This window comes from Mesorhizobium sp. B2-3-13 (assembly GCF_006442195.1).
Lineage (GTDB): Bacteria > Pseudomonadota > Alphaproteobacteria > Rhizobiales > Rhizobiaceae > Mesorhizobium > Mesorhizobium salmacidum.
In genome coordinates, this window is sequence record NZ_VFVQ01000004.1 from 183,741 (window position 1) to 202,201 (window position 18,461).

Consider the following 18,461-nt stretch of genomic DNA (forward strand, 5'->3'; position numbering starts at 1 on the left):
TCTCATGATCGACCGCATCGTTTCTGAACTCGGCCCGTGGAACTGGATGGTCCTGGGCTTCGTGCTGCTGGTGGTAGAGGTCATCGCGCCGGGCTTCTTCATGCTTTGGATCGGCATCGCCGCTCTGATCGTCGGCGCGGTGTCGCTGCTGGTCTGGGATGCCGCCATCTGGACATGGCAGGTCCAGGTGCTGCTCTTCCTCGTGCTGTCGCTGGTTTCAGCCTTTGCCGGCAAGAAACTCATGGGCGGACACGACCAGCCGAGCGATCAGCCGCTGCTCAACCGCCGTGGTGCGCAGATGATCGGCAGGATGGCGACGCTCGCCGAGCCGATCCGCGACGGCCGCGGCCGCATCAAGCTCGGCGACACGCTGTGGCGGGTTTCCGGCCCGGATTTGCCCGCCGGCACACAGGTGCGCGTCACCGCCGCTGCCGACACCGACCTGGAACTGACGGTGGAACAGGTCTGAGTTTCCGGCCCCCAATACCTGAATAGCACCGGCATGAGGTGTGTTGAGATTCAGGTCAGGCCGAGCCGAGAATGGTGGCTTCCGAGAACCGGAGCGGAGCGGGCATTAAGTCCGTGAGCTCAGTTCTACTGCGACGCAGTAGAACGGGGAAGCGCAGGAGGCTGCCGTCCGCAGGCCGGCCTGACCTGAATACCGACACGCCTTAGGCAGCGCCGATGCGCAACAGGTCATGGAAATGCACCACGCCCAGCGGCATGTTGTTCCTGGTCACCACCAGCGCGCCGATATTGTGCTCGTTGAGCAGCGCGATGGCCGTGCCTGCAAGCGTCTGCGGGTCGACCGTCTTGGGCGTGCGGGTCATCACGTCGTCGACGATGACGTCGGCCAGGTTGCGGTGCAGGTTGCGCGCGACATCGCCGTCGGTGATGATCCCGGCCAGTTCGCCATTCGCGTCAACGATCAGAACGCAGCCGACCTTCTTCTGCGACAATGTCATCACAGCTTCCGGCATTTTGGTGCCGAGCGAAGCCAGCGGCATCTGGTCGCCGGCCCGCATGATCTCGGAGACCATGGTCAGGTTGGCGCCGAGCTGGCCGCCGGGATGGAAGGTGCGGAAGTGGTCAGGCGTGAAGCCGCGCGCCTCGAGCAGCGCGATCGCCAGCGCGTCACCGATGACCAGTTGCAGCAGCGTCGATGTCGTCGGCGCCAGGCCATGCGGGCATGCCTCGGGGGTGCGTGGCAAAAGCAGCACCACGTCGGCCGCGCGCGCCAGCGCCGACGTCTCTCCGGAGGTCACGGCGATGAGCGGGATGGAGAAACGCCTGGAATAGGCGACGATGCCCATCATCTCCTTGCTCTCGCCCGACCACGAAATCGCGATGATGGCGTCGTCCTTGGCGATCATGCCGAGATCGCCATGATTGGCCTCGACGGGATGGACGAAGAAGGCCGGCGTGCCGGTCGAGGCCAGCGTCGCCGCGACTTTCGACCCGATATGGCCGCTTTTACCGATACCGGTGACGATGAGCCGGCCCTCGATCTTCGAGATCATCTCGACGGCCTGGGCAAAGGGTGCTGCCAGTCCGTTCTCGAGTGCCTCGGCAAGGGCCGCGATCCCGGCCTGTTCAGTTGCCACCGTTCTCAGCGCCGATTCGATCGACGCTTGCCTGTCCAGAGGCTTCTTATCGAGAGGTCTCGCATGCATGGATCATGCGATTAGCGCTTTGCCGCCCGCCTGTCCAACGGAAATGGCCCTCCGGCATCAAGGTCGAGTGTGCGGCGGTTGGAGCAAGGACAAGGATCAAGACAGAGGGCACGACCCGGACCCGCATTGTCGCCCGCGAAAATCGCGTTCGAGCCGGGGGTGATGCGTGCCGCCTCAACCCTCCATTAACCATCCCCATTTACGGTTCGGTAAGTATGGCGCGCATGCGCCGCGCAAGCAGTGGTGGCGATGTCCGGGGTCCAGCCAGAAAAATTGAGGGGACGACGGGACAAGGCGGCCTGCGCCTTGCTGCTGGCGACCAGCATCCTTGCCTTGCTGCGCCCTGCGCCGCTCCATGCCCAGGAAACGGAACTGCGTGGAGAAGTATCCGAATCGGCGATCCTGTCCGACCAGCAGCGCAAGGCGGGAAGCCTGGTTCTCGCCCAGCAAACGGCGGCCAACGCTGACGCGCGGGATAATGCGCCGGCGCGCACCTATTTGCCGGCCAGCGCCGACGCCGTGCCTGACGACACGGGCGCCGCGAACTCGACCACCAGCGTCTTCGACCCGCCCCAGGCTAGCGACGATACCTCCGCTGATGCGCCCACGCAGCCCAAGCCGCGCCGCACTTCGACCGCCAGGCAGAATGCGGCCGACAAGGCAAAGGACAGGGCGGCCGACAAGTCGAAGAAGAAAAAGAGCACTACGGCGGCTACGGATCCAACCACCACTGCCACGACGGCCACAACGGACGACACCGACAGCATCGCGGCGGACCAGGACGCGGCCAACCGCCGTGCACTCGCCATCGACAGTGCGGACAGGCAGAAACTCGACGCTGGCGCCGAGCGCACCACTGCGGTCGAGGGCCGGAACAAGAAACCCGAGGACGATCCGTTCGCCGCCACCGGGGTCAAATGGGGCTCCTTCGTCATCCGGCCGACCATCGAACAGGGATTGACGGCCACGACGAACGGCGACTCGAGCAGTGCCGGAACATCGGCGCTGCTGTCCGAGACGGCGCTGCGCTTTACCGCCGCTTCCGACTGGCGTGAAAACTCCGCAACCATCGACGGCTACGGCATTTTCCGCGAAACGGTGTCGGGCTACCGGGTTCACGATGCGCAGGGCCGCATCGAAGGCCAGCTCAATGTCGACCTCGACAAGGAAATGCGCGCCATCGCCAAGCTCGGCTACGAAGCCGTGCCGGAATCCGCGTCTTCGCCCGATGCCATCGCCGGCGTCAGCACCCAGCCCCTGCGGCAGTCGATCGACGGCAGCATCGGCGTCGAGAAGGCGGTCGGCAAGATGCAGTACGCATTGACCGGGGCGGTCTCACACGACTTCTACGGCGACGCCAAGCTCTCGGACGGCACCTCGCTGTCGCAGAAAGACCAGGACAACACGCTCTACACAGCAACCTTGCGCACCGGCTACGAGATTTCCCCGGCGCTCACGCCCTTCACCGAAATCGAGGTCGGCCGCCGGGCCTACGACCAGCGCATCGACAATGAAGGCTTCGAGCGCTCCTCGACGCGGCTTGGCGCCCGCGCGGGCCTGCAGCTCGACATGGGCGAGAAGCTGTCGGGTGAATTCTCGGCCGGCTGGCTCAGGGAAGCGGTCGACGACAAGAGCCTGGAAGCGATTTCGGGGGCCACCGTCAACGCGGATGTCAAATGGTCGCCGCAACGCGGCACCATCATCGGCTTGACCGGCAAGACAACTGTCGAGACCACGACCACGTCAGGCGAAAGCGGCGATATCCTCTACTCCGGACGCCTGACGGGCGAACGTGTGATCCGATCCAATCTTACCGCGAATGCGGCTCTGGGCCTGGACTGGCGCGACTATGTCGGCATCGACGGCCATGACAGGATTTTGAGCGCGGAGGCCGGACTGACCTGGTGGCTGAACCGGTATGCCGGCCTCACCACCCGGGTGAGAACCGAGAAGCTGACCAGCAACCTGCCCGGCCGCGACTACACCGCCAACAGCATCTACCTCGGCGTGAAAGTGCAGCGCTGAAGGCCTATAAGCTTCGTCATCCTGGGGTCTCCGCGACGTCGCTACGCTCCTGCTTTGCCCGAGGATGACGAAAGTGCGGTGACTAAAATGCGGCCCCGCGGCGCTCGGATGGGCTCACCTCGTCGAGAAGCGTGCGGATGACGCCGGCCATGTTCTCATTCATGTCGCTGCGCCACAGCGCGAAGGCGACATTGGCCTCGACAAAACCTTCCGGCGAACCGCAATCGAAGGTGCGGCCCTGATAGTGGTAGCCGTAGAAGGCCTGCTGCTTCTCCAGCTTCAGCATCGCGTCGGTGAGCTGGATCTCGTTGCCGGCGCCCTTCTCCTGCCCCTCCAGAATCCCAAAGATCTCGGGCTGCAGGATGTAGCGGCCGTTGATGTAGAGATTGGACGGCGCCGTGCCGGTCTTCGGTTTTTCCACCATTTCGGTGATACGGAACCCGTGATGCGTGTCTTCGCCGCGCCCGACAATGCCGTATTTATGCGCCTCCGCCGGATCGCATTCCTGCACGGCGATGATGTTGTTGCCGGTTTCCTCATAGAGCTCGACCATTGCCTTCGTGCAGCTCTTCTCCGACTGCATGATCATATCCGGCAACAACAGGGCGAACGGCTCGTCGCCGACCAGTTCGCGCGCGCACCAGACGGCATGGCCGAGACCCATCGGCACCTGCTGGCGGGTGAAGCTGGTCTGCCCTGGCGCCGGCTGCAGCCGTTGCAGGCGAGCAAGCTGCTCGTCCTTGCCGCGCTGTGCCAGCGTGTCATAGAGCTCGAACTGGATATCGAAATGGTCCTCGATGACCGCCTTGTTGCGGCCGGTGACGAAGATGAAATGCTCGATGCCCGCCTCGCGCGCCTCATCGACGACATACTGGATGACCGGCCTGTCGACGACGGTCAGCATCTCCTTGGGAACGGCCTTGGTGGCCGGGAGAAACCGCGTGCCGAGACCGGCGACCGGGAAAACTGCCTTGCGAACTCTCTTCATGCCTTCAATTATCCGTTTGCTGGCCAGCTCCGCAATCCCCGTCTCGCGACATTTTCACGCCGGAATTGAAGATTACTGGGGCAACTGGGGGGAAACTTCCACCGGTTAAAGCACCCAGGTGTCTTTTCGTTCCAGGCGACGCCTATGGTAAACTAATTCCTAACCCGGTTCGGCGATGAATGGTCTTTCCTGAGACAGAGAAGGAGGAAAAGATGTCCGTTCGCAATGCCGCAAAACGTTTCGCCAGCGTCATGACGGCGGCCAGCCTCTCGGTCGCTTTGCTGATGCCGACCGGGCCGGCTTTCGCCGACGCCGGTTTCCGGCAATGGGTCGCCGGGTTCCGCGCCACCGCCGTGGCGGGCGGCGTTTCCGGCTCCGTCTACAACCAGGCTTTCAGGACTATCAACGAGCCCGATCCGGTGGTGTTGGAAAAGGCCCGAACGCAGCCCGAATTCACCGCCCCCGCCTGGGATTATTTCGACAACCGCGTCCATGATCAGGCGGTCGCCGTCGGGCAGCAAATGGCGAAAAAGTGGAAGCCTTGGCTGGACAGGATCGAGGCAAGGTTCGGCGTCGACCGCTATGTTCTCCTGGCCATCTGGTCGATGGAATCGAACTATGGCGAGATCCTCAAGCGCGACGACATCATGCGCAACGTCATCCGTTCGCTGGCGACTTTGGGCTACGGCGACGCGAAACGTTCGAAATATGCCCGCACCCAGTTGGTCGCGGCGCTGAAGATCCTGCAAGCCGGCGATATCGACGAGAGCCACCTGATGGGCTCCTGGGCGGGCGCCATGGGCCAGACCCAGTTCATCCCGACCAGCTACCAGCACTATGCCGTCGACATGGATGGCAACGGCAAGCGCGACATCTGGAATTCCATCCCCGATGCGCTGGCGACATCAGCCAACCTGCTCAAGAAGAATGGCTGGCAGGCCGGAAAGACCTGGGGCTACGAAGTCACGTTGCCGGCAGGCAAATTGCCGGGCGGATCGAAGACGCTGGCACAATGGCAGGCGCTCGGCGTCGTCAGGGCCAGCGGCAAGCCGTTCAAGAACCTCACCGACAAGGCGACGCTGAAAGTGCCGGACGGGCGTGGCGGACCAGCCTTCCTGATGGTCAGGAATTTTTCGGTCATCAAGGCCTACAACAATGCCGACAAATACGCGCTGGCCGTTGGTCTGCTTGCCGATGAGATCGCCGGCGGCAGCGGCCTGGTCCAGGATTGGAACCGGCCTTTCACCAAGCTCAGCTTCGAGGAACGGCAGGAGTTGCAGAAGCGACTTTCCCAGCATGGCCTTTATGATGGCAAATTCGACGGCAAGATCGGCGACGGCTCGAAGACGGCCATCATGGCCTATCAGGCAAAGGTCGGCTTGACCCAGGATGGCTATCCGAGCTTGGAAGTGCTGAAATGGCTCAGGCAGAAATAGAGCCTGACGAAGTTGAGTAGGGAGGGAGCGATTGGTTTGGCCTGCGCGCATCGGCACGTTCGTTCGTCGCATGCCGGTGCTGATCCTGGCCTTCGCCGTGCTCGCCATTGCCGTGGCCGGCGCCGTCCATGCCCCAGCCATGGCGCAGGAGCAGCCGCAGCAGAGCCGAGGCTGGTCGTTGCGCGACCTTCTGTTTCCGCGCCGCAGCGAGCGGATCGAGCCGCCGCCGGACATCCAGCAGGCGAGGCCTAAGCCGAAGAAGAAACCTCGTGCGCCTCGTCCACCCGAGGAGCCGGCAACGCCCGTGGTCGAAAAGGCGCCGGACGCCCGCACCGTCTTGGTGGTCGGCGACTTCATGGCGACGGGCCTCGCCGAGGGTCTGGACGAAGCCTTCGCCGAGAATACCGGTGTCAGGATCGTTGTGCGCGGCAATGGCTCGTCAGGCTTCGTGCGCGATGATTTCTACAACTGGCCCGAACAGATCAAATCGCTGATCGAAACCGAAAAACCCGCCGCGGTGGTCGTCATGCTGGGGTCTAACGACCGCCAGCAGATGAAGGTCGGCGACGTGCGCGAGCAGCCTCGTTCCGAAAACTGGACCAAGGAATACGAACGCCGTACCGATGAGTTCGGCAAGGCAATCGCCACCGCCAAGGTGCCTTTCCTGTGGGTCGGCATGCCGGCCTTCCGGGTGCCGAAGATGACCTCGGACATGCTGGCCTTCAACGACATCTACCACAAGGCGGCCGAAAGCCACGGCGGCGAATTTGTCGATGTCTGGGACGGCTTCGTCGACGAGAACGGCGCCTTCATTACCAGCGGCCCCGACATGAACGGCCAGCCCGTGCGGCTACGCGCCGATGACGGCATCAACGTGTCCAAGGCAGGCAAGCGCAAGCTCGCCTTCTACACCGAAAAGCCGCTGCTGAAGATCCTTGGACTGGCAGCGCCCGGAAGCGTGGCACCGGCGGCAGCGCCGGCGGGCGCACCCGTCGAATCACCGGCTCCGGCGGCCGCACCTATCGTCATCGATCGCACCCAACCCATGCTGCTCAGCGATCCCGCGCTCGACGGCGGCACCGAATTGCTCGGCGCTGCCCCGCCGCCGAAAGCCAATCCAGCTCTTCCCGGGGAAAGGCTGGTGATCGAGGGCAAGGCACCGGAGGCGTCGCCCGGACGCGCCGATGATTTCTCATGGCCGCCGAAGGCAAGTCCGGCAGCCGCGGCGGCAGCAAGCGACACCACGACGGCGATCAGCCCCTAGAGCAATTCCAGGAAAAATGTGTAACGGTTTTCCCGGGAAAAGCGCGTAGCGCTTTCCCTAGGGAATTGCGTAAAGCAAAGAGCTAGAGCAGGTTAGCGAGTCTATCAAACGCTGAACCGCTAACGCGGCAGGACGGTCGTCCCCATCAGCGCCTCGTCGATCGAGCGTGCCGCCTGGCGGCCTTCGCGGATCGCCCAGACAACCAGCGACTGGCCGCGGCGCACATCGCCCGCCGCGTAGAGCCGGTCGACGCTGGTCCTGTAGTCGCGGTCGTTGGCCTCAACATTCCTGGAACGGCGGCTGTCCGTGGTGATCTTCATCTCACCCTCCAGTTCCGCCGCAACCCCTCCCATCGCCGGGCCGGCAAAGCCGATGGCGATGAAGGCAAGATCGGCGCGGATGACGAATTCGGTGCCGGCGATCGGCTTGCGCTTCTCGTCGACCTCGCAGCACTTGACGCCGGTGAGCTGGCCTTCCTCGCCGATGAATTCGAGAGTCGCCACCTGGAATTCGCGTTCAGCGCCCTCAGCCTGCGAGGACGAGGTACGCATCTTCGTTGCCCAGTAGGGCCAGACGGAGAGCTTGTCTTCCTTCTCGGGCGGCTGCGGGCGGATGTCGAGTTGGGTGACGCGCACCGCACCCTGGCGGAAGGCGGTGCCGACGCAGTCGGACGCGGTATCGCCGCCACCGACGACGACGACATGCTGGCCACCGGCGATGATCGGATGCGACGGCCACGCCACGGACTGGATCGGCTCGCCGCCGACGCGGCGGTTCTGCTGCACCAGATAGGGCATCGCGTCATGCACGCCGCCGAGATCGTCACCGGGAATTCCGGCGGCGCGCGGCGTTTCCGAACCGCCGCAATAGAGCACGGCATCATGTTCGGTCAGCAGTTCCGCGACGGGCTTGTCGACGCCGACATTGACGCCGCAATGGAAGGTGACGCCCTCGCCCTGCATCTGTTCGATGCGCCGATCGATATAGTGCTTCTCGATCTTGAAGTCGGGAATACCGTAACGCATCAGCCCGCCGGGGCGGCTCTCGCGCTCGTAGACATGCACGTCGTGGCCAGCGCGGCCAAGCTGCTGGGCGGCCGCCATACCGGCCGGGCCGGAGCCGATGATGGCGACCCGCTTGCCGGTCTTCTTCTCCGGCGGATAGGGCCTGATATGCCCGGTCTCGTAAGCCTTGTCCGCGATCGCCTGCTCCACCGTCTTGATGGCGACTGGAATGTCCTCGAGGTTGAGCGTACAGGCTTCCTCGCAGGGTGCCGGACAGATGCGGCCGGTGAACTCCGGGAAATTGTTAGTCGAGTGCAGGTTGCGGATCGCGTTGTCCCAGTCCCTGTTGTAGACGAGGTCGTTCCAGTCGGGAATCTGGTTGTGGATCGGGCAGCCCGTCGGCCCGTGGCAGAACGGAATGCCGCAATCCATGCAGCGCGCGGCCTGTTTCTCGACCTCCTTGTCCGACATCGGCAGCGTGAACTCGCGGAAGTGCCGAATGCGGTCCGAGGCTGGCTGGTACTTGTGCACCTGCCGGTCGATTTCAAGAAAGCCTGTTACCTTGCCCATAGTCCAGTTCCTGCTGTCCAGATGGTGCGGTTTTCGCCGCACCCGTTAACCTCTTGAGGCAGCCATGGCAACCTTGAGCCCGAGGTCAAACTGTCGATGAAAGGGGCCGGGAAGCCTGGGCTCCCCGGCAATTCTCAAAAATCTATTCGGCCGCGACGCCCATGCGCATGCGTTCCATCTCGATCAGCGCGCGGCGGTATTCGACCGGCATGATCTTGCGGAATTTCGGCCGGAAAATCGTCCAGTCGTCGAGGATCTCGCGGCCGCGTACCGAACCCGTATAATGCACGTGGTTCGAGATCAGTTGGTAAAGCCGCTCCTCGTCATGGCTGGTCATGTCGCCCGACACGTCAACGCGACCCTTGTGATCGAGGTCGCCGCCATGGTGCAGCAGCTTTTCCATGAGGTCGTCTTCTTCCGGAACCGGCTCCAGCTCGACCATGGCCATGTTGCAGCGCTCGGCGAAATCGCCCGCCTCGTCCAGCACATAGGCGACACCACCCGACATGCCGGCGGCGAAGTTGCGGCCGGTTTTGCCGATGACGACGACGACGCCGCCGGTCATGTATTCGCAGCCATGGTCGCCAACGCCTTCGACGACGGCTGCCACGCCCGAATTGCGCACGGCGAAACGCTCGCCCGCTACGCCGGCGAAATAGGCCTCGCCCTCGGTCGCGCCATAGAGCACCGTGTTGCCGACGATGATGGAGTCGGCCGCGACGATCCTGGCCTCTTGCGGCGGCCGGATGACGATGCGTCCGCCCGACAGGCCCTTGCCGACATAGTCGTTGCCGGCACCGACGAGCTCGAACGAGATGCCGCGCGCCAGAAAGGCGCCGAAGGACTGCCCCGCGGTTCCGGTGAGCTTGACCTGGATCGTGTCCTCGCGCAGGCCCTTGTGCCTGAAGCGCTTGGCCACCTCACCCGACAGCATGGCGCCCGTCGAGCGGTCGACATTGCGGATGTCGACTTCGATCTTGACCGGCTGCTTGGTCTCCAGCGCGGGCCTGGCCAGTTCGATCAGCTTGCGGTCGAGCACATCATCGATCGGGTGCTTCTGCCGTTCGGTCCAGTGCGCCGCTTCATGCGGCGCATCGGGCTTGTAGAACATCTTCGAGAAGTCGAGCCCGCGCGCCTTCCAGTGCTGGATCACGTCGCGCTTTTCCAGAAGGTCGGCGTCGCCGATGATCTGGTCAATATGGGTGAAGCCCATCTCGGCGAGCAGCGCCCGCACCTCTTCAGCCACGTAGAAGAAGAAGTTGATGACGTGCTCGGGCGTGCCCTTGAAGCGCTTGCGCAGCACCGGGTCCTGCGTTGCCACACCGACAGGGCAGGTGTTGAGGTGGCACTTGCGCATCATGATGCAGCCGGCCGCGATCAGCGGCGCGGTCGAGAAGCCGAACTCGTCGGCGCCGAGCAGCGCGCCGATGATGACGTCGCGCCCGGTGCGCAAACCGCCATCGACCTGCAGCGCCACGCGTGAGCGCAGGCCGTTCAGCACCAGCGTCTGGTGCGTCTCGGCGAGACCCATTTCCCACGGGCTGCCGGCATGCTTGAGCGAGGTCAGCGGCGACGCGCCGGTGCCGCCATCATAGCCCGAAATGGTGATGTGGTCGGCGCGCGCCTTGGCGACGCCCGCCGCGACCGTGCCGACACCGACTTCCGACACCAGCTTGACCGAGACGTCGGCCGCCGGATTGACGTTCTTCAGATCGTAGATCAGCTGCGCCAGGTCCTCGATCGAGTAGATATCGTGATGCGGTGGCGGCGAGATCAGGCCGACGCCAGGCGTCGAGTGCCTCACCTTGGCGATGGTGGCGTCGACCTTGTGGCCTGGCAACTGGCCGCCCTCGCCGGGCTTGGCGCCTTGCGCGACCTTGATCTGCATCATGTCGGAGTTGACGAGATATTCCGCAGTCACGCCGAACCGTCCCGAAGCGACCTGCTTGATCGCCGAGCGTTCCGGATTCTTGCCGCCGCCAGGCAGCGGCAGGTAGCGATCGGCCTCTTCGCCGCCTTCACCGGTGTTCGACTTGCCGCCGATCTGGTTCATGGCACGTGCCAGCGTGGTGTGCGCTTCCCTGGAAATCGAGCCGAACGACATCGCCCCGGTCGAGAAGCGCTTGACGATGTCGGCCGCCGGCATCACGTCGTCGAGTGCGACCTTCGTGCGGCCGGTCTCACCCGCCAGCTTGATCTTGAACAGGCCGCGGATGGTCTGGGCGCGGGCCGTCTCGCTGTCGATTTGCGCCGAATAGTCCTTAAACGTCTCCCACGATCCCTGGCGCACCGCGTGCTGCAAGGTGGCGACCGCGTCGGGCGACCACATATGCGCCTCGCCGCGCATGCGGAACAGATATTCGCCGCCGACCTCCAGGCTGTTGCGCAGCACCGGATCACTGCCGAAACCGTCCGTGTGGCGACTGACGGTTTCGCCTGCGACCTCATCCAGTCCGACGCCTTCGATCAGCGTCGCGGTGCCGGTGAAGTATTGCTGCACGAAATCCGACTTCAGCCCGATAGCGTCGAATATCTGCGCGCCGCAATAAGACTGATAGGTCGAGATCCCCATCTTGGACATCACCTTGAGGATACCCTTGCCGATCGACTTGATGTAGCGCGACACCACTTCATAGGCGTCGACCTCTTCCGGCAGTTCGCCGCGCTTGTGCATGTCGAGCAGCGTGTCGAAGGCGAGATAGGGATTGATCGCTTCCGCGCCATAGCCGGCGAGGCAGCAGAAATGATGCACCTCGCGCGGCTCGCCGGATTCGACGACCAGGCCGACCGCGGTGCGCAGTCCCTTGCGGATCAGGTGGTGGTGCACGGCGGCCGTCGCCAGCAGTGCCGGAATGGCGATGCGGTCCGGCCCGAGCTGGCGGTCGGACAGGATGATGATGTTGTAGCCGCCGGCGACCGCCGCTTCGGCCCGCTCGCACAGACGTTCGACGGCGCCCTGCATGCCGGCAGCGCCCTCGCTCGATCCATAGGTGATGTCGATCGTCTTGGTGTCGAAACGGTCCTCGGTGTGGCCGATGGAGCGGATCTTCTCGAGGTCGCCATTGGTCAGGATCGGCTGGCGCACCTCGAGGCGCTTGCGCCGCGAATTGCCGACCAGGTCGAAGATGTTCGGCCGCGGTCCGATGAAGGACACCAGGCTCATCACCAGCTCCTCGCGGATCGGGTCGATCGGCGGGTTGGTGACTTGGGCGAAGTTCTGCTTGAAATAGGTGTAGAGCAGCTTCGACTTGTCCGACATCGCCGAGATCGGCGTGTCGGTGCCCATCGAGCCCACCGCTTCCTGGCCGGTGGTCGCCATCGGCGACATCAACAGCTTGGTGTCTTCCTGGGTGTAGCCGAACGCCTGCTGGCGATCGAGCAGGCTGACATCCTTGCGCAGCGCGCGAGGCTCGACCGGCTTCAAATCTTCCAGGATGAGCTGCGTATTGCCAAGCCAGGTCTTGTACGGGTGCTTGGTCGCGATCTCCGACTTGATCTCCTCGTCGGGGACGATGCGGCCCTTGGCCAGGTCGATCAGAAGCATGCGGCCGGGCTGCAGCCGCCACTTCTGGACGATCTTTTCCTCCGGCACCGGCAGCACGCCGGCTTCCGAAGCCATGATGACGCGGTCGTCGTCGGTGACGATGTAGCGTGCAGGGCGCAATCCATTGCGGTCGAGCGTGGCGCCGATCTGGCGTCCATCGGTGAAAGCGACCGCCGCCGGCCCGTCCCACGGCTCCATCAACGCCGCATGGTACTCGTAGAAAGCCTTGCGGTCGGCATCCATGAGCTTGTTGCCGGCCCAGGCTTCCGGGATCAGCATCATCATGGCGTGGCTGAGGCTGTAGCCGCCCTGGAACAGGAACTCGAGCGCGTTGTCGAAGCACGCCGTATCGGACTGGCCGTCATAGGAGATCGGCCAGAGCTTCGAGATGTTGTTGCCGAACAGTTCGGAATCGACCGACGCCTGCCTGGCAGCCATCCAGTTGTTGTTGCCGCGCACGGTGTTGATCTCGCCATTGTGCGCGACCATGCGGTAGGGATGCGCCAGCTTCCACGATGGGAAGGTGTTGGTCGAGAAGCGCTGGTGGACGAGGATCAGCGCGGTCTCGAAACGCGGGTCCTTGAGGTCCTTGTAATAGGCGCCGACCTGATAGGCCAGGAACATGCCCTTGTAGACGATGGTGCGCGCCGACAGCGACACGCAATAGGCGCCGATGTCCTTGTTGTCGTTCTCGGCGTAGATGCGGCTCGAGATGACCTTGCGCAGCAGATAGAGCCTGGCCTCGTATTCCTCGTCGTCGGTGATATCAGCCGTGCGGCCGATGAAGACCTGGCGGTGGAATGGCTCGGACGCGACGATGTCAGCCGCCTTCGACAGCGACGAATTATCGACGGGCACGTCACGGAATCCCAGCAGCGGGAGCCCTTCGGACTGCGCCGATTCCGCGATGATCTCTTCGACATGGGCGCGAAGGATGGCATCCTGCGGCATGAACCAGTGTCCGACGCCATACTGGCCTACCGGTGGCAGATCAATCCCTTGGGCCGCCATCTCCTCACGGAAAAAAAGATCCGGAAGCTGCACCAGCACGCCGGCGCCATCGCCGACCAGCGGATCGGCACCGACGGCGCCGCGATGCGTCAGGTTCTCGAGCACCGCAAGCCCGTCCTTGACGATCTGATGCGACTTCACGCCCTTCATGTTGACGATGAAGCCGACACCGCAGGCGTCATGTTCGTTGCGCGGATCGTAGAGTCCCTGGGCGGTGAGGCCGCCGGTGGTCGTGCGATTTTTGGTGGAGGTATTTTTGACGGCGGCCGCTTTCGTCTGCGCGGCCTGGCCGTTCGTCGCAGAGAGCGTCAATTCCGTCATCGTCCTATCCTCCGTTCCGCGCCACTTGGCCTTGGTCAGCCTGGGGGCGCTGGTTTGCCTTGGCGAGCACTTGGGCTCGCCCTTCATCCTTGCGGCACGTCTTGCGAAATCGCCGAACCAAGCGGCGCGCCGCTGGTTCACATCCGGTATCGTACAGGCCAGAGCTGGTCCGTCCACCTGTCGCTCGCGGCAAAAGCCGGAGTGGCCTAAACGATACGCCAATCCAGCCTGTTTTGTGCGACAAAATAAGACAGCACTACTGTCCTAAATTTTTATGACAGAAATCCAGGACCCATACAAGACCGATTCACAAAAAACTTGGCCGCGCCGCGACACAAAATTTCGTGAGGCGGCTGCAAAACGTAAGCTTCGGTCTCTGAAGACGCCGCGAGCCCGACGCTGGCTTTACCCGTTTTCTTGTGTCTGGCTCTTGCGGGCGGGTCATGAAACCGGTCAAGGTCCCGGCGATTTCCCCAGCACAGGCAGACGCATGTTCTTCGCTTCCGACAATTGGGCAGGCGCCCATCCAAGCATTGCAGCCGGCCTTTCGGCCCACACCGCCGGCTTTTCGACCGCCTATGGCGATGGTGCCCTCGACCAAACCGTCTATCAGCGCTTCAGCGAGATTTTCGAGCGCGAAGTGGCCGTGTTCTTCGTGGCGACCGGCACCGCCGCCAATTCGCTGTCGCTGACGGCCTATAACAAGCCCGGCGGCATTTCCTTCGCCCACCGCGAATCGCATATCATCGAGGACGAGTGCGGCGCGCCGGAACATTTTTCCGGCGGCTCGCGGCTTCACGCCGTCGACGGCCCGCTGGGCAAGATCGAGCCACATAATCTGGACAAGGCGATCGGCCGTTTCGCCGGCGAGGTAGTCCATTGGGGCCGGCCGATGGCCGTTTCGGTCACCCAGTCGACCGAGGTCGGCACGATCTATGGCCTGGACGACATTGCCGCGATTGCGGCGATCGCCAAACACCATTCCGTGCCGCTGCACATGGACGGCGCCCGCTTCGCCAATGCGCTGGTCGCGCTCGACACCACGCCGGCTGAAATGACCTGGAAACGCGGCGTCGACATCCTGTCCTTCGGCGGCACCAAGAACGGCTGCTGGTGCGCCGAGGCGATCGTGCTGTTCGATCTCGATCGCGCCAAGGAATTGGCTTTTCTGCGCAAGCGTGCCGCCCAGCTGTTTTCGAAGTCGCGTTTCGTCGCAGCGCAGTTCGAAGCCTATTTCAAGGATGGGCTGTGGCTCGATACCGCCAGGCATGCCAATGTCATGGCCGCGCGCCTGGCGGCCGCGATCGAGGATTCGGCCACGGCAAAGCTCGCCTGGCTGCCGCAGGCCAACGAAGTCTTCGCGGTGATCAAGAAAACCGAAGCCGAGAAGCTGCAGGCGGCGGGCGCGGCCTTCTACGACTGGCACAGGCCGCACGGCTTCGACGGCCATATCGGCGAGGACGAGCTGCTCTATCGCTTCGTCACCAGCTTTGCGACGACCTCGGAGGAAGTCGACCGCTTTGGCCAGCTGATCGCGGGATAGTCAGGCTTCGCGACAACAAAAAAGCGGCGCCTTTCGGCGCCGCTTTCCGTCTCGGGAGGGAGACTAAACCTTAGGCTGCCGTCTTGGCCTCGATCTGCTTGGCCTTGGCCGGAGCCGAGGTGATCGCGATCTTGCGCGGCTTCAGCTCTTCGGGAATGTTGCGCTTGAGGTCGACGAAGAGCAGGCCGTTCTTCAGCGCGGCGCCGACGACTTCAACGTGATCGGCAAGCTGGAAGCGGCGCTCGAAGGCCCTGGAGGCAATGCCGCGATAGAGCAGCTCGGAGCCTTCGCCGGTGCCCTCGTCCTTGCGCTCACCCTTCACCGTCAACACGTTGCGGTGGGCTTCGATGGAGATCTCGTCATCCGAGAAGCCGGCAACCGCCATCGAGATGCGGTAGGAATCCTCACCGGTGCGCTCGATGTTGTAGGGCGGATAGGTCTGCGCGCCGTCGGGCTGCGCGAGCGAATCGAGCATGGTGAAGAGACGGTCGAAGCCGACGGTCGAACGGTAAAGCGGGGAAAAATCAACGTGACGCATGAGGTGTTCTCCTGTTGAGCAACATGGTTTGCGTATGGCCGGTGCGAAACCCGTAAGCGGCGTTTCGGCTGGACCAGCGGCCCCGACATTGGCGGCCGCAACCCACATCTGGGGAGCGTTCGAAAGCATTTCAAGTTTCGTTTGACGGCAAAAGAGTGAGGCCGCCGGGCTTTGATGAACGGCAGATGAACCGGCGCTTCGGCGCCCGTTCAGACAGCCGCCGCTAAAGTGGCTTTCAAGATCAAGGATTGGCGGCGCCGGATTTGCAGAGGTGCCGCATCGAGGCCGAACCGGGTGTTAACGTCCCTTCCTCCCGGATCGACAGGGGCCGGAAGCGCGCTCAAAGCCGCTTCCGGCCTTCCCCGTTGCAGGCCTCCATAACCCGGATTTGCTTTGCTTTTGATGTGTGGGCGTCTATCACCTTGACGAGGCTGGCCGTGAAGGGCTGGCGCGCCAAGACGCCGAGCACAAAGCGCCGAATGACGGATCTTTTCCACGACACACCCCTTTTTCACGAAGTTGAAGGCAATCCGCGACCGGAAAACGTCACGGGCGGCTTTTTCACCACGCGCGACGGCAAGAAGATCCGTTATGGCCTGTTCGCGGCGGTGGCGCGTCCAATGCGGGGCACCGTGGTGCTGCTCGGCGGCCGCAACGAGTGCATCGAGAAATATTTCGAGACCATCCGCGACCTTGCCGCGCGGGGCTTCGGTGTCGCCACCCTCGACTGGCGCGGTCAGGGCGATTCCGACCGGCTGATCCGCGATCGCCAGCGCGGCTATGTCAGGTCGTTCCGCGACTATACGGCCGATCTGGAGCAGTTCTTCGAGGAGATCGTGCTGCCGGACTGCCGTGGACCCTATTACATCCTGGCCCATTCCGCCGGGGCGGTAATCACGCTGCTAGCCGCGCCGTCGATGGTGAACCGCGTGCGGCGCATGGTGCTGATCGCGCCATTCCTGACGTTGCCCGACCTGCCGGTCTCGATAGGGACGGTGCGCCGGGTCTGTTCGATTTTCTGCGCCCTGGGGCTCGGCCGGCTCTATGCCGCCTGGGGTCCACGCCCGAGACAGACGCTGCCTTTCGAGGTCAACAAGGTGACATCAGATCCGCAACGCTATCGCCGCAACACGCGCATCTATGAAGAATATCCGCAACTGGCACTTGGCGGCCCGACTGTCCGCTGGCTGCAGGCGGCGGCGAAGGCGTCGGAAGCCATAAGCGACCCCGACTTCATGGCCCGCATTCAGGTGCCTCTGCTGATCATCGCCGCCGGCGCCGACCAGGTCGTCTCGACCAAGGCGGTGGAAGCATATGCGAGAAATCTGAGACTCGGTTCGCTGTTGATGATCGACGGCGCCAAACACGAAATCCTGCAGGAAGTCGACCTCTACCGCGAACAATTCCTCGCCGCCTTCGACGCCTTCGTCCCCGGCTCGGATGATCCGACGGCCTGACCTCTCCCAGACGCAGGCGGCATTCAGGCAGGTCTACGGGCGCACCCCTGCGGAATTCCAGCGCTCGATAAGGCTGCACTGACCAGGGGCGATATCAGCCGCGCAGGGCGGCCATGGCGGCGGCATGAAGCTCCGGTGTCGCCGCCGCCAGAACATCGCCGCCATTCTCCGCCGGCCCGCCGTCGAAAGTGGTGACGACACCGCCGGCTTTCTCGATGATCGGGATCAGCGCCACGATGTCATAGGGCTTCAATCCAGGATCGGCGACGATGTCGACGCTTCCCGAGGCGATCATGGCGAAGGCATAGCAATCGGCGCCATAACGGGCGAGCTGGATTTGCCGCTCGAACGCGTCATAGCGATTGCGCGCCTCGCCCTTGAACAGCGCCGGCGTTGTGGTGAACAACGTCGCTTCGGCCAGCTTCGTCGTCTTGCGGGTCGACAGTTTTCGCGGACCTCCCGGTCCCTCATAGTGCGAGCCGGAGCCATTGGCGTAGAACAGCTCGCCGGTGAAGGGCTGCGCCATCATGCCGGCGACCGCGTCACCATCGACCGTCAGCCCAACCAATGTCCCCCACACCGGCAGGCCGGAGATGAAGGCGCGCGTGCCGTCGATCGGGTCGATCACCCAGACATGCCGGCTGGAAATGTTCTCGCTGCCATGCTCTTCGCCCAGGATACCGTGGTCGGGATACTCGGCCGATATCAACGCCCGGATGGCGCGCTCGGCCTCGCGGTCGGCCTCGGTGACCGGATCGAAACTGCCCTTCTCCTTGTTGGCGACCGCACCTTGGGCGCGAAAGCGCGGCAAGGTCTCGGCGGCCGCCGCTTGCGCGATGCGGCGCATGAAATCGATGCTGATGTCCAACTGATTCTCCCGAATTACGGCATGCCCCGGACTGTCGTTTGCCGCCACTTTCGTGCCAAAACAAGGGTGTTCGAGGATTATTCGCCAGCGACATCTGTTGCCCAAATGTCACGTTCCCGCCAACGAAACGCAATTTCCACATCACTCTGAATTAAAAAAGCCTAAACGTCGCTTGACATTTGTGCGCTGCACAATACCCTCAATCATGGACAGGGTTTC

12 protein-coding genes are annotated in these 18,461 nt (G+C 63.4%); 6 read left to right on the forward strand and 6 right to left on the reverse strand.

Annotated features, from left to right (window positions below; genetic code table 11):
* Positions 1–4 precede the first annotated feature (4 nt).
* The gene (locus FJ941_RS07100) at positions 5–469 is read left to right on the forward strand and encodes an NfeD family protein (protein ID WP_140504236.1); all 465 of its coding nucleotides are present in this window, start codon (positions 5–7) and stop codon (positions 467–469) included.
* A gap of 202 nt (positions 470–671) precedes the next feature.
* Here the strand turns inward: FJ941_RS07100 and FJ941_RS07105 are convergent, their stop codons facing one another.
* Positions 672–1,673 carry a KpsF/GutQ family sugar-phosphate isomerase gene (locus FJ941_RS07105; RefSeq protein ID WP_140504238.1) on the reverse strand — a complete coding sequence of 334 codons (1,002 nt, stop codon included), beginning with the start codon at positions 1,671–1,673 and terminating at the stop codon, positions 672–674.
* A 249-nt stretch (positions 1,674–1,922) separates the two neighbouring features.
* On the opposite strand from FJ941_RS07105, the gene FJ941_RS07110 reads away from it, so the two are divergent.
* On the forward strand, positions 1,923–3,698 hold the full coding sequence (locus tag FJ941_RS07110; RefSeq protein WP_181169739.1) for an outer membrane beta-barrel protein: 1,776 nt from the start codon (positions 1,923–1,925) through the stop codon (positions 3,696–3,698).
* A gap of 82 nt (positions 3,699–3,780) precedes the next feature.
* Here FJ941_RS07110 and galU read toward each other — a convergent pair whose 3' ends face one another.
* The gene (gene galU, locus FJ941_RS07115; RefSeq protein WP_181169741.1) at positions 3,781–4,695 is read right to left on the reverse strand and encodes a UTP--glucose-1-phosphate uridylyltransferase GalU; all 915 of its coding nucleotides are present in this window, start codon (positions 4,693–4,695) and stop codon (positions 3,781–3,783) included.
* Between the two features lie 203 nt (positions 4,696–4,898).
* On the opposite strand from galU, the gene FJ941_RS07120 reads away from it, so the two are divergent.
* Together FJ941_RS07120 and FJ941_RS07125 are read left to right on the forward strand one after the other, a co-directional pair.
* Complete coding sequence (locus FJ941_RS07120) at positions 4,899–6,122, forward strand: lytic murein transglycosylase (protein WP_140504240.1); 1,224 nt, start codon at positions 4,899–4,901, stop codon at positions 6,120–6,122.
* A gap of 31 nt (positions 6,123–6,153) precedes the next feature.
* On the forward strand, positions 6,154–7,386 hold the full coding sequence (locus FJ941_RS07125) for a DUF459 domain-containing protein (RefSeq protein WP_140504242.1): 1,233 nt from the start codon (positions 6,154–6,156) through the stop codon (positions 7,384–7,386).
* A 119-nt stretch (positions 7,387–7,505) separates the two neighbouring features.
* Here FJ941_RS07125 and FJ941_RS07130 read toward each other — a convergent pair whose 3' ends face one another.
* Together FJ941_RS07130 and gltB are read right to left on the reverse strand one after the other, a co-directional pair.
* Positions 7,506–8,960, reverse strand: coding sequence for a glutamate synthase subunit beta (locus FJ941_RS07130; RefSeq protein WP_140504244.1), 1,455 nt, complete (start codon positions 8,958–8,960; stop codon positions 7,506–7,508).
* 142 nt (positions 8,961–9,102) lie between these two features.
* Entirely contained in the window at positions 9,103–13,836 is a 4,734-nt protein-coding gene (gene gltB, locus FJ941_RS07135; protein WP_140504246.1) for a glutamate synthase large subunit, read from the reverse strand.
* Positions 13,837–14,326: 490 nt separating this feature from the next.
* On the opposite strand from gltB, the gene FJ941_RS07140 reads away from it, so the two are divergent.
* Positions 14,327–15,379 carry a low specificity L-threonine aldolase gene (locus tag FJ941_RS07140; protein ID WP_140504248.1) on the forward strand — a complete coding sequence of 351 codons (1,053 nt, stop codon included), beginning with the start codon at positions 14,327–14,329 and terminating at the stop codon, positions 15,377–15,379.
* A 70-nt stretch (positions 15,380–15,449) separates the two neighbouring features.
* On the opposite strand, the gene FJ941_RS07145 is transcribed toward FJ941_RS07140, so the two are convergent.
* Positions 15,450–15,917 carry an Hsp20 family protein gene (locus tag FJ941_RS07145; protein ID WP_027142918.1) on the reverse strand — a complete coding sequence of 156 codons (468 nt, stop codon included), beginning with the start codon at positions 15,915–15,917 and terminating at the stop codon, positions 15,450–15,452.
* Positions 15,918–16,396: 479 nt separating this feature from the next.
* Between FJ941_RS07145 and FJ941_RS07150 the strand changes: the two genes are divergently transcribed.
* The gene (locus FJ941_RS07150; RefSeq protein ID WP_140504250.1) at positions 16,397–17,374 is read left to right on the forward strand and encodes an alpha/beta hydrolase; all 978 of its coding nucleotides are present in this window, start codon (positions 16,397–16,399) and stop codon (positions 17,372–17,374) included.
* 94 nt (positions 17,375–17,468) lie between these two features.
* Here the strand turns inward: FJ941_RS07150 and hisN are convergent, their stop codons facing one another.
* Entirely contained in the window at positions 17,469–18,242 is a 774-nt protein-coding gene (hisN, locus tag FJ941_RS07155) for a histidinol-phosphatase (RefSeq protein WP_140504252.1), read from the reverse strand.
* Between the last annotated feature and the right edge of the window lie 219 nt (positions 18,243–18,461).

Bases quoted from the DNA above. Each gene is read 5' to 3' on its own strand.
- FJ941_RS07105 (WP_140504238.1), bottom strand. From the start codon at position 1,673: ATGCATGCGAGACCTCTCGATAAGAAGCCTCTGGACAGGCAAGCGTCG.
- FJ941_RS07110 (WP_181169739.1), top strand. From the start codon at position 1,923: ATGTCCGGGGTCCAGCCAGAAAAATTGAGGGGACGACGGGACAAGGCG.
- gltB (WP_140504246.1), bottom strand. From the start codon at position 13,836: ATGACGGAATTGACGCTCTCTGCGACGAACGGCCAGGCCGCGCAGACG.
- FJ941_RS07140 (WP_140504248.1), top strand. From the start codon at position 14,327: ATGTTCTTCGCTTCCGACAATTGGGCAGGCGCCCATCCAAGCATTGCA.
- FJ941_RS07130 (WP_140504244.1), bottom strand. From the start codon at position 8,960: ATGGGCAAGGTAACAGGCTTTCTTGAAATCGACCGGCAGGTGCACAAG.
- FJ941_RS07145 (WP_027142918.1), bottom strand. From the start codon at position 15,917: ATGCGTCACGTTGATTTTTCCCCGCTTTACCGTTCGACCGTCGGCTTC.
- FJ941_RS07150 (WP_140504250.1), top strand. From the start codon at position 16,397: ATGACGGATCTTTTCCACGACACACCCCTTTTTCACGAAGTTGAAGGC.
- FJ941_RS07100 (WP_140504236.1), top strand. From the start codon at position 5: ATGATCGACCGCATCGTTTCTGAACTCGGCCCGTGGAACTGGATGGTC.
- FJ941_RS07120 (WP_140504240.1), top strand. From the start codon at position 4,899: ATGTCCGTTCGCAATGCCGCAAAACGTTTCGCCAGCGTCATGACGGCG.